General features: G+C 45.3%; 8 protein-coding genes and 1 tRNA gene. 8 read left to right on the forward strand and 1 reads right to left on the reverse strand.

Annotated elements, in window-relative coordinates:
* Positions 1 to 408: 408 nt before the first annotated feature.
* Positions 409 to 861: a DinB family protein gene (locus PLE34_RS15425; protein ID WP_324558391.1), complete on the reverse strand. Its 453-nt coding sequence runs from the start codon at positions 859 to 861 to the stop codon at positions 409 to 411.
* A gap of 138 nt (positions 862 to 999) precedes the next feature.
* On the opposite strand from PLE34_RS15425, the gene PLE34_RS15430 reads away from it, so the two are divergent.
* From PLE34_RS15430 to PLE34_RS15465, 8 genes are all read left to right on the forward strand, one after another.
* Complete coding sequence (locus tag PLE34_RS15430) at positions 1,000 to 2,541, forward strand: sulfatase (protein WP_324558393.1); 1,542 nt, start codon at positions 1,000 to 1,002, stop codon at positions 2,539 to 2,541.
* 22 nt (positions 2,542 to 2,563) lie between these two features.
* The gene (locus PLE34_RS15435) at positions 2,564 to 4,339 is read left to right on the forward strand and encodes an SGNH/GDSL hydrolase family protein (RefSeq protein WP_324558394.1); all 1,776 of its coding nucleotides are present in this window, start codon (positions 2,564 to 2,566) and stop codon (positions 4,337 to 4,339) included.
* Positions 4,340 to 4,421: 82 nt separating this feature from the next.
* Positions 4,422 to 6,560: a TIM-barrel domain-containing protein gene (locus tag PLE34_RS15440; RefSeq protein ID WP_324558396.1), complete on the forward strand. Its 2,139-nt coding sequence runs from the start codon at positions 4,422 to 4,424 to the stop codon at positions 6,558 to 6,560.
* 174 nt (positions 6,561 to 6,734) lie between these two features.
* Positions 6,735 to 8,678 carry a GDSL-type esterase/lipase family protein gene (locus tag PLE34_RS15445; protein WP_324558398.1) on the forward strand — a complete coding sequence of 648 codons (1,944 nt, stop codon included), beginning with the start codon at positions 6,735 to 6,737 and terminating at the stop codon, positions 8,676 to 8,678.
* A gap of 196 nt (positions 8,679 to 8,874) precedes the next feature.
* The gene (locus tag PLE34_RS15450) at positions 8,875 to 9,960 is read left to right on the forward strand and encodes a Gfo/Idh/MocA family protein (protein ID WP_324558399.1); all 1,086 of its coding nucleotides are present in this window, start codon (positions 8,875 to 8,877) and stop codon (positions 9,958 to 9,960) included.
* A 298-nt stretch (positions 9,961 to 10,258) separates the two neighbouring features.
* Positions 10,259 to 12,187, forward strand: coding sequence for a peptide-N-glycosidase F-related protein (locus PLE34_RS15455; RefSeq protein ID WP_324558401.1), 1,929 nt, complete (start codon positions 10,259 to 10,261; stop codon positions 12,185 to 12,187).
* Positions 12,188 to 12,227: 40 nt separating this feature from the next.
* On the forward strand, positions 12,228 to 12,386 hold the full coding sequence (locus PLE34_RS15460) for a hypothetical protein (protein WP_324558402.1): 159 nt from the start codon (positions 12,228 to 12,230) through the stop codon (positions 12,384 to 12,386).
* Between the two features lie 76 nt (positions 12,387 to 12,462).
* A tRNA-Pro gene (locus PLE34_RS15465) sits at positions 12,463 to 12,536 on the forward strand.
* Positions 12,537 to 12,569 lie beyond the last annotated feature (33 nt).

The raw sequence follows: 12,569 nt of genomic DNA on the forward strand, positions 1-12,569 counted from the left end.
ATAGCAAAACAATATATTTTTTGACACATAGGCACATAGTTGCATAGGAACACATAGTGTGCTTGGGTAATTTACAGACACTCCATATCCGGCACCTGGTGCAATGGTGTAAGAGGTGTTAATATAGTATCTATGATCCTACTGTGCCTATGTGTTTAATTTTTTTGACTACGGGTAAGCTACAGGCTCCATATCCAGCACCTGGTGCAAATGATGTAAGAGGCTTTATAATATCTATCATCCTACTGTGCCTATGTATTAATTGTTTTGACACATAGGCACATAGTTGCATAGGAACACATAGTGTGCTTGGGTAATTTGCAGACTCCATATCCGGCACCTGGTGAAAATGATGTAAGAGACTTTATAATATCTATGATCCTACTGTGCCTATGTGTTTTTTTTTGATTACGGGTAAGCCACAGGTTCCATATCCAGCACCTGGTGCAAATGATGCAGGAGGTGTTTATTATAATCTTCGGCTACCCAGGCAATTGTATGGGGTTCGCTTGTGCATACCGTTCTGTTTTGCTTTTCAGATGAAGTATTGTTCAGTATAACACAAATATGCCGGTTCAGCAGTTGCCACAGTTGAATTAAGTCTTGCACACAATATTCCTTGTAATTGCATATGCTTACCCACTCATCCTGCTGGTAGGTAATCCGGGGCTCATCTTCATATTGCGCTACAATAAACCGTCTGATATTATTTTGTGCTGAATCTACCAAATGACCCAGTATTTCTTTTTTGCTCCATTTGTGCGGTAATGGTTTGTATGTGTAATTTGCCTCATTAATCCCTGCCAGCAGCAGACTGTATTTTTCAACAATAGCCTGCAGTTCATGGATGGTAGCTGTCATAGCGATGTAAATTGTTCATAAAATTATAGCATTTGTTTTAGGCGCAACCCCAATTTTTGTCTTTATTCGCATTGCGTAGTTGCTGAAGTTTGGCGATAATGATTGGTATAAAGCGCACTGCCTGTAAAATAACTTGAAGTGAAGAGAGCCTGTTTATTTGCCGCTTTTCTTTTGTCCTGGTTTATTGCACCCGTGGTATCATCCGCGCAGAATAAACCCAAACCCAATATCATCTTTTTTTTGGTAGATGATATGGGCTGGCAGGATACTTCGGTTCCTTTCTGGACGGAAGCAACGCCTTTTAACCATTTGTATCATACACCCGCCATGGAGCGGCTGGCGGCCTCGGGCATGAAATTTACCCAGGCTTATGCCAGCAGCGTGTGTTCGCCTACCCGTGTGAGCTTGATGACAGGAATGAATGCGGCAAGGCACCGGGTAACCAACTGGACTTTGCGAAAAAATGCCTCTAATGATGCGAAAGACGATGTGCTTGAGTATCCGCTATGGAATGTAAATGGCTTATCGCCCGTTCCCGGTATTGAGCGCACCGTGTATGCTACCCCGTTACCCGCTGTACTACGGAACAACGGGTATTATACCATTCATTGCGGTAAAGCGCACTGGGGCGCAATAGCCACGCCTGGGGCTGATCCCAAGAACCTGGGCTTTGACGTGAATATTGCCGGCCACGCTGCAGGCGGCCCGGCCACTTACCAGGGACGAAATGATTTTGGTAACAATTCGCCAGACGCCGGCAAACAGGTATGGGCCATTCCGGGACTGCAAAAATACTGGGGGCAGGATATTAACCTGAGCGATGCGCTTACCAGGGAAGCTATGCTGGCAATGGATACTGCCCTCTCATTGCATAAGCCATTCTATTTGTATTTATCGCATTACGCCATACATGTTCCGTTGGAAGCCGACCATCGCTACTATAAAAAGTATCAGGATCAGGGCTTGCCCGAAAGTGAAGCCCGGTATGCTTCTATGATAGAAGGCATGGACAAAAGCTTAGATGACATTTTGAATTACATTGATGAAAAAGGTATTGCCGGCAATACGATCATCATTTTTATGTCGGACAACGGCGGACTGAGTGCCCATGCCCGGGCAGGCAGTCCCCATACCCATAACGCCCCGCTCAACAGTGGCAAGGGCTCTGCCTATGAAGGCGGCATACGGGAGCCTATGCTGGTAAGATGGCCGGGTGTTACCGAAGGCGGCAGTACCTGTGATCAATATATTATTGCTGAAGATTTTTTCCCAACCATCCTTTCTTTGGCTAAAATAAAAACGCCGGAAACGGTACAGCATGTTGATGGTATATCTTTTGAAGATCTTTTAAAAAATCCGCAGGCCAAAAGAAAAAGCCGTAACCTGTACTGGCATTTTCCCAATAACTGGGGTCCTGCAGGACCCGGTATCGGAGCAACCAGTTCCATCCGTTCCGGCAACTGGAAACTGATCTACTATTATAAAGATGCACGATCGGAATTATTTAATATAAAAGACGATATCGGAGAGAAGAATAACATTGCACAAAAATACCCGGCTATGGTGAAAAGCCTGGCCAGCCGGCTAACAGTATATTTAAAAGAGGTAAAAGCCCAAAGGCCGGTGTATAAATCAAATGGTAAGCACACGCCCTGGCCGGGTGAAAGAGCATCCTTATAAATACAAGTTAAAAAACCGGAGTATGAAATTAAAATACCTGTTTGGGATACTGATCTGTTTTTTAATAGCTGAAAAAGCCGCGGCGCAAACAACAGAAACCATTACCTGGTGGAACCCTGCCGGCAATGCCTTTCCTGTTCTTGAAGGGCAGGCATGGCCAAAGGAAGTGAAAAGCTTTTACGACCGCTTACCCGCTAGAGCCGAACAAACCGTAAGAAAAGAAGTATGGAATTTATCGCGGCACAGCGCTGGACTGTACATTAAATTCAAAACGAATGCAAGTAACATTGTGGTTCGCTACGGCGTAACTTCAACAGGCAACTTCGCCATGCCGCATATGCCGGCTACCGGAGTGAGTGGAGTAGACCTGTATGCTATTGACCATAGTGGAAACTGGGTGTGGGCGCCGGGGCAATATAATTTTTCTGATACGATAACCTACCGGTATGCCAATATAGAAGCAGACACGCAATTTAAAGGAAGGGATTGCGAATTCAGGCTGTTCCTTCCCCTATACAATGCCGTTAGCTGGATGGAAATTGGCGTTCCGGAAGGAAATACGTTTATCCCAATGCCGCTTTCAGAAGAAAAGCCGGTGGTGATCTATGGCACTTCTATAGCCCAGGGCGGTTGTGCATCCCGGCCCGGCATGGCATGGACGGCTATATTAGAACGGCAGTTGGATTATCCCTTAGTCAATCTCGGTTTTTCAGGTAATGGAAGATTAGAAAAGCCGGTGATTGACCTGATGACAGAAATTGACGCTAAAATATACGTGCTCGATTGTTTGCCTAACCTGGTAGGTGTTCCCGATGAAGAACTGGAAAATAAAATCAGGGAATCTGTGAAAGGCTTGCAGAATAAACGTCCTTCCACACCCATATTATTGGTTGAACACAGCCTGGGCTCCCATTCGGGTATCATCAATGCTAAAAGAGTGGAGGATTGTGAAAGATCAACAAAGGTATTGCAGCAAACCTTTGCGAAGCTAAAAAGCGAAGGTGTAAAAAATATCTATATATTATCCAGTACTGCGCTGGGTATGGATATTAATTCAACCGTAGACGGCAGCCATCCCACCGACCTGGGCATGAAGCAGCACGCCGACGCATACACGAAAGCCATCCGCGAAATTGTGCATGAGCCTGCAAACCCGGCATACAGTACTACGCAGCCTGTTATACAAACCCGCGACGGGTACAACTGGCGTGGAAGACACAATGCCATCATTGAACTCAATAAAAAATCTCCACCCCGTAATGGAATTATCGCTAATTCCATTATTCATTACTGGGCGGGTGAACCCAAAGACCCGATTGTAAGGGGAGAAGATTCGTGGAACCGCTACCTGGCGCCACTGGATCTCAGGAATATGGCATTTGGCTGGGACAGGATAGAAAATGCGCTATGGCGGGTATACCATGGTGCATTAGACGGATATACCGCAAAGCACGTGGTGATCATGATCGGCACCAATAATTTGGCCATCAATACCAATGAAGAAATAATAGCAGGATTGAAACTGTTGGTGGAAGCCGTTCAACTGCGTCAGCCGGGAACAGCCATACTGCTTTCTGGTATATTTCCAAGAAGAGATATGGAAAAAAGAGTGGGGGAGATCAATGGAAAAATTACAAAACTGGCAGCGGCAATGAAGGTTACCTATATTAACCCCGGCCGGGTATTCCTTAAGGCTTCCGGTAAAATTGATGAAAATCTTTTTAGCGACGGACTGCATCCTAATGCGGCGGGCTATAATAAGCTGGCGCCGGTGCTGGCGGCTTACCTTAAAAAATAATAGCGTTTGATAATCCCTTGCTTAGTATCTTTCAAATTTTTGAATGATACGGGGAAAGATTATGAAACCATAAACCACCAGTATGAAGTATTTGATTTATTTAAGCTTAACTTTTGGTTGTATTGTTGTTAGCGCCCAGGAAAAATCTTTGCAATGGCAGCAGGTGGCGCCGGGCGTATGGAAAGCTGTAGCAGGTGTTCCGGAAGAGATAAGCCCTTTAAGCATTGCCGGTATACAGCCCAATGAGCAGGCGCTTGCAAAGCTGGGTGAGCCGGTTTTTCCGGCAAACTTACGGCAAAGTGTAAACGAAATTTTCGATGCAAAGACCCTGCTTCGGTTTCCTTTGGAAAAAGAAGAACAGCTTTTTGGATTGGGATTGAATTTTAAATCGGTTCAGCAAAGAGGCACCATTAAGGAATTGCAGGTAGATCATTATGGCGGAAAAGATGATGGCCGTACCCATGCGCCTGTTGCGCTATATATATCCGATAAGGGCTACGGGGTTTTGATCAATGCCGCACGTCGCATTAAAGTGTACGCGGGCATAGCCGTGCGCAAAGACAGTAAAAGCCCGCCGGAGGAAATGAACCGCAATACCCAGTCCAACTGGGATCCGCAGCCTTACTCCGATGCAGTGGAGATAGTAGTGCCTGCGCCTGGAACAGAAGTGTATGTTTTTGCAGGCAGCAATGCTTTGGAAGTGGTGCAACGTTATAATCTGTTTTGCGGCGGAGGTGTATTGCCACCCAAGTGGGGACTGGGTTTTACCCAACGTACCCCAACACTTTTTTCAGATAAGCAGGTGATGGAAGAAGTGGATGCTTTTGAACAAAGAGGATATCCTTTAAGCTTTATAGGACTGGAGCCTGGCTGGCAAACCTATTCCTATCCTAATAATTTCGTTTGGGATAGCGCTCGCTTTCCCCAGCCGCAAAAATTTGTCCGGGGGTTATTAGATAAAAATATTAGGGTAAACCTGTGGATCAACCCATATATATCTTCCCATTCACCCATTTACAAAGATGTGCTACCCTACACCGGTACGCATACCGTTTGGGCTGGTGTGGTACCCGACCTTACGCTACCTCCGGTACAGGATCTGTATAAAAAACTTTTTTCGCAGCAGCATCTCGGTATCGGCGTATCGGGGTACAAAGTAGATGAAACAGATGGCTACGATGTATGGCTTTGGCCCGATGGCGCTAAATTCCCTTCCGGGCTGAGCGGTGAGCAAATGCGCCAGGTATATGGGTTGCAGTTTCAGAAAATGAGCGACCAGTGGTTCCGCGAAAAAAATCAGCGTACTTACGGGTTAACGCGGGCTTCCAATGCAGGCGCGCCTTCTTTGCCTTACGTGATCTATAATGATTATTACAATCACCGCGATTTCATTACGGCTTTATGCAACAGCAGCTTTATAGGCGTGCTGTGGACGCCGGAAGCACGTTCGTCCAAAACAGCGGAAGAATGGCTGCGGCGCATGCAGTCGGTTTGCTTTTCTCCTATGGCTATGCTCAATGCATGGGCGGATGGTACCAAGCCCTGGACTTTTGCTGATGTGGCCAACGAAGTGAAATCGGTAATGCTGCTGCGCATGCAATTGCTACCCTACCTGTACAATGCATTCGCGCAATATCATTTTGAAGGAAAACCACCGGTACGGGCCATGAATTTAGAAGAAGGATTCCTTTTTAATGCGAAAGCAGAAAGGGGAAATTTGAATTCATCCGACAACCCTTATGAAACAGCCATAAAGCAGGATATTAAAGACCAGTACATGTTGGGTGATTATATATTGGTAGCGCCGATGTTTGCCGGTGAAAAAACAAGAAAGGTAGTGTTGCCTAAAGGCAACTGGTACGATTTCTATACGGGCAAGCTTGCAGGTAATGGCGCTATAATTCAAATTGAACCGGGACTTCAAAACATTCCTTTGTTCGTAAAAGAAGGAGCCCTTATTCCAATGATCCCGCCGGTATTGCATACGCCGGGTAAGGATGAAATATTACCTTTAACGGTAAGACATTACGGACATGCGGAAAACAGTATAGAATTGTATGATGATGATGGCGAAACCTTTGACTATGAAAAAGGCGCTTATGCCAGGGCGTTATTGTCGGTAAAGAAAGATAAGAAAGCTGTTTTAAAAGGTTCGGTGGTATTACCTAAAAGCAAGGCTTTTCATTATAATAAAGTGGAGTGGGTGTTTATGACGAAGTAGGAGAGGAGGTTTCAGGTTACAGGGTACAGGGTACGGGTTGCAAGGCCATAGGTTACAAGTTGCAGGGGAAACGATAGACGGGAAGGGAACGATGAAAGGGGCTTCTTCTCATGTTTCACTTCTCACTTTTCATTATTCACAATTCACTATTGACTATTCACCACTTTTCCAGATATGAACAAGATCATCAGAAACATATTATTGCTCTGCATCTTCGCCTGCACATCTGTGTTTGCGCAGCAGGGGCCGGATCAAAGCCCATGGCATGGCTTTGTTAAACACAGTTTTATTTTTGAGGGAAGGCAGGCGCGTATTGTGGCGCCGCAACAGGCTTTGCCGGGAAACCCGTGGGTATGGCGTGCCTATTTCCCCGACTGGCATACCGATATGGACAGCATTCTTTTAGCACGTGGCTTCCATATCGCGTATGTTGATTGTGGTGATATGTTTGGCAGTGCGGAAGCCATGCAGGTATGGGATAAATTTTACGATTATCTTATACGCGAAAAACGTTTTGCAGAAAAGCCGGCATTGGAAGGCGTAAGCCGCGGCGGACTGTATGTATATGCATGGGCTAAACGGAATCCAGGTAAGGTGAGCTGTATTTATGCCGAAGCACCTGTATTAGACATTAAGAGTTGGCCCGGTGGCAAGGGAAAGGGAAGGGGCAGCGATGCCGACTGGAAAAAACTATTCAAAGCATATCATTATACAGAAGAGCAGGCTATGGCTTTTGCCGATAACCCGGTTGATCACTTAGAAACACTGGCCGCGTTTAAAGTGCCTGTTGTGCACGTGGTATGTGAAAGAGACAGCATTGTGCCACTGGCTGAAAATACAGCAATACTGGAAAAGAATTACAAAAAGTATGGAGGCAAAATTCGCGTGGATTATATGACGGAAGGTGTAAATGATGTGGGACATCATTTTACGATTAAAGATCCGGAACAATATGCGGATTTTATTTTCAATCATACGATCCCTTTAAAGCAAACGCTTACTAATGAAAAATTTGTGCATAGCTATGGCAGCCTGAACAATACGTTTTACCAGGTTAAAGAAAAAAAGGAGCTGACCGTTGCTTTCCTGGGTGGCTCCATAACACAAAACCCCGGCTGGAAGGATAAGACAGCCCAATACCTGCAGGAAGCTTATCCTCAAACAACCTTTCATTTTATATATGCGGGCATTGCATCTTTGGGAAGCGTACCGCATGCTTTTCGTTTGCAAACAGATGTTTTAAGTAAGAGAAAAGTTGACCTTTTGTTTGTAGAAGCGGCGGTAAACGATTTGGCCAATCAAACCCCTGTAGCACAACAGCAAAAAGCAATGGAAGGCATAATCAGGCATGCGCTTACGGCTAATCCTTACATGAATATTGTATTGATGGCTTTTGCAGACGAAGACAAGATCAGGGACTATGAAAGTGGCAAAACACCTGCAGAAGTAGCTTTACACGACCAGGTGGCAAAGCATTATCGGCTTTCTTTTCTTAACCTTGCACAGGAAGTGCAGCAGCGGATTGCTAATAAAGAGTTTACATGGAAGGATGATTTTAAAGATCTGCATCCTTCTCCTTTTGGACAGGAAATTTATTTTCAAACCATTAAAACACTTTTAAAAAAGGCAGGCGCGGAGTATAAAGAAGAAGGATTAACACCTGTAAAACTTCCGGTTGCCCAATATAAATCAGCTTATGATAATGGAAGATATGTAAGTGTAGACAAAGCCACTGTGCTGAAGGGGTTTTCCGTTACCCCGGGCTGGCAGCCCAAAGACGAGGTGGGAACAAGAGCAGGATTTGTGAATGTGCCTGTGCTTGAAGCGGGCCACCCCGGTGCTTCTTTTAGCTTTACCTTTACAGGAAATGCGGCGGGTATTGCCATTGTGGCCGGGCCGGATGCGGGAATGATAAAATATACAGTGGATGGAAAGCCGGCCAAAACCATTGATATGTACACACAGTGGAGCGGGGGATTGCATTTGCCCTGGTATTTGGTTCTGGCTGATGGTTTGCCTCGCGGTAAACATGTATTGAAGGTGGAGATCATTGCTCAAAAGAACAAAGATTCAAAAGGGAATGCCTGTCGCGTTGTACATTTTTTGGTGAATAAGTAAAAGACGGGTGGGGCAGGCCAATAGTGAACAGAACGTTGAAGCGTGCGACGCCCGCCCGTGCCGGTACGGACGGGCAACTGGGTTTAATAGTAGTACTGAAACCGGGCTCATAAAAAAATACAGTACAAATGCTGTTCAGATTAAGAAATTAAAAAACAGGGTCAGTTATTTTTACAAAATAAATATCATTTCATTTATGGTTAACAGCACAAAAAACATACGCGTATTAGTAGTTGGTTGCGGCAATATGGGAAGCTCTCATGCAACTGCTTATCACCATCTTGATGGTTTTGAAATTTGCGGGCTGGTTTCAGGGGGGAGCACTAAAGAAATATTGAATGAGAAATTAGGTGGCGGCTATGACCTGTATAACGATTTTGACCTGGCCATGGAAGCTACAAAGCCTGATGCGGTATGCATATCTACCTATCCCGATACGCATGAACGTTTTGCTATAAAAGCAATGGAAAGCGGCTGCCATGTTTTTGTTGAAAAACCTATAGCCGATTCAGTTGCTGCCGCGGAACGCGTGGCGGAAGTTGCCCGCAAAACGGGAAAGAAATTAGTAGTGGGTTATATCCTGCGGCATCACCCATCGTGGGAACGTTTTATTAAAGAAGCGCATAAGCTGGGTAAGCCGTTGGCCATACGGATGAACCTGAACCAGCAAAGCAGCGGAAAAATGTGGACGTTGCACCGCAATCTTATGAAATCATTGAGCCCTATTGTTGACTGCGGTGTGCATTATATTGATGTGATGTGCCAGATGACCCGCTCAAAACCGGTGCAGGTATATGCTATAGGAGCGCGGCTAACCGAAGAAATTCCGGCAGGAAATTATAATTACGGTCAGCTACAGATCCGTTTTGAAGACGGATCGGTAGGATGGTATGAAGCAGGGTGGGGCCCCATGATCAGTGAAACGGCTTTTTTTGTAAAAGATGTAATTGGTCCGAAAGGCTCGGTATCCATTGTTGCCAAAACAGCGGGAGGAAGCGGTAAATCCGATTCTATTGATGCGCATACCAAAACGGAATCGTTGCTGGTGCATCATGCAGAATTAGACGCGGATGAAAAATTCGCAAAGGAAGATGAATGGATCAACTTAGAAGATGAGCCCGGCCACCAGGAATTGTGCGACCGCGAACAACTTTATTTTCAGAAAGCTATAAATGAAAACATTGATCTCACCGATCATATTGAAGATGCCGTGAACAGCCTGCGTATTGCCTTTGCCTGCGATGAATCGGTACATACCGGCAAGGTGGTAGCGTTGACCTAAGATAGCGTGCATGCACGAAATAGAATATTTTGGGATTACGATGTTTTGATTACAGTAAGAGATTACTTTTAAAAGTTTGTGCATCGTTTCTGAAAATAGAAAAAGGATTGATTTGAAGTTAGCGTGTTGAATGAGATGCCTGCAATAGACTTCCTGCTGCTGAAATCACAGTAGTACAAAAGTCGCATCAGGGAACAAGCACGAAAACGGGCAGTAATCCCTGCCAGCCGGCAGGCTGGGTTTTCGTGTGCCTTTTTTTGTTTCTTTTTTGGGCAAGCAAAAAAAAGAAAAAAATAATATGAAAACAATTCTATTATCCCTTGCACTTATATTTTGCAGCATTCCCCTGCTCTGGTCAAAAACAGGAGACACTATACGCGTTGTTTCACACAACCAGACTATAGTGGTTACTGACCCGGCTACAGGTGTGAAAGCCTACCGGCAGTGGGCGGTATTTCCTTCGGCAAAAGTGCCGGTACGCAAAATTAACCTGCTGGTTACTTTCGGCTGCCCCGATTCGCTGCGTTGTGCCGACTGGGATTACTTAGATCATATTTATATCCGCAGAAAAGGAGGGGTTAACAGCCCGTCTGTAGATTATCCTGTTGGAAGAATGCTTACACCTTACGGCGGGGCGTTTGGGCAGGACTGGAGCTTTGACTGGAAATCGGACATTACCGATTTTAGCTTGTTGCTGAGAGACAGCGTTGAAATTGAATACGAGCATACGGGTTATGAACCGAATGACGACAGGGGCTGGAAGATTACCATAACCTTTGAGATCATTGAAGGAAAACCGGTGCTGGAACCCGTTTCTATTCTTAAATTATATGATGGCAGCTTTCCTTACGGCGACAGTACGCAACATATTGAGGAAAACTTAAAGCCGGTTTCTTTTGTTGCCGCAAAAAATGCACAGCATGCCCGTATCCTTATTTTTCAAACAGGGCATGGTATGGATGCCAATGGTTGCGGCGAGTTTTGCAGCCGCTACCGCGAACTGTGGTTCGACGGGAAAATGATAGACAAAAGGAATATCTGGAAAAAATGTGGCGATAATCCTTTATACCCGCAGGCGGGCACCTGGCTCATAGACCGTGCCTACTGGTGCCCCGGTTACCTGCAGCAGCCCGATGTATTTGATCTGCCTGTTACTAACGGCGTGGAACATACGATAGATATGAATATGGAACCCTATGTTACTGCCAACCCCAGCGCCAATGAACGCATCAGCGCCTATCTTATTCAATATAAAAAGCCGGCGGCGCAGCATGATGTGGCCATTGAAGATATTGTGGTACCCACCGGTTCAAAAACGCATCTTCGTAAAAACCCCTCCTGTGTTAATCCCGTAATTGTGATCCGGAACATGGGCAGCAAGCCGCTTACGCAATGTGTAATTGAATATGGTACCACGGGTTTTAACAAGCGGAGATACGTATGGAAGGGCAACCTGTTGTTTAACCGGCAAACTGAAATTGAGCTTCCCGGCACAATACCTGGCAATGCAGGGGAAAACATTTTCACCGTATCGCTTACTGCACCCAATGAAAAAAAAGACGCTAACAGCAGCGATAATACCATGCATACCGTATATACAAAAGCAGCTGTGCATGGCAGTGCGCTGGTATTTCATTTACGCACCAATAACCAGCCGCAGCAAAACGGGTATATTGTACGCAGCAGTGATGGTAAAACAATGTATGAAAGAGCTTTGGGTACCTTAGAAGCGGAAACCGATTACAGGGATACGCTTCATTTGGCACCGGGATGTTATGAACTGGTATTAAAAGATACGGCAGATAACGGGCTGGAATTCTGGTTCAATACCCGTGGGGGAAGGGGGTTTGCCAGGCTATTGAATATTAAAGGACAATTGCTTAAACATTTTGATTCCGATTTTGGAAGTGAGATCTATTATAGCTTTGAAGTATCGGCCGATACCACGGCGCTTGCTTTACCGGATGCCCTGCCCGCTGTTGGCGTATTTCCAACGCGTACAAGCGGTAAAACCACGATGGATTATTTTAGCAATAGTCCGCAAAAAGTAACGGTACAATTAGTTGCTGATCCTGGTGGCCAGGTAATAGAAGAACATATATACGAACAACTGAAAGAAGGTGTATTTACTTACGATCTGTCGTACCGTCCGGCACAACGTTATTATTTAAAGGTATATGTTGGCGGGAAGCTGGTTTTTAATAAAAGGGTAAGGGTAGGAGGGTAGGGGGTAAAAAAGTAAGATAGTAAGATAGTAAGATGGTAAGATGGTAAGAGAAGCAACCACTGTAGAAATTTTTCAGGAAGAATTCAGTCTCTTTTGGGAATTGATTATCATTTCCATTACCTTTGCCACCCTTTCTGCATTTGCCCTGGCGGCGGTGGCAGGAAAAGAAAGTTCGGGAGGTAGTTCAGCCCGGTCGTAGAAAATCATTGCGACGAAACGAGTAATAGATTTTCGAAGATCCCGCCTCGGGGCGGGATAGAATAAAGAGAACAGTTCGGGAGGTAGTTCAGCCCGGTAGAATACGTGGTTTGGGACCACGGGGTCGCAGGTTCGAATCCTGTCCTCCCGACAGATAATTTCCGCAAATTCAATGCTGTGTTGG

The sequence above is a fragment of the Agriterribacter sp. genome (assembly GCF_035445465.1).
Classification (GTDB): domain Bacteria; phylum Bacteroidota; class Bacteroidia; order Chitinophagales; family Chitinophagaceae; genus Agriterribacter.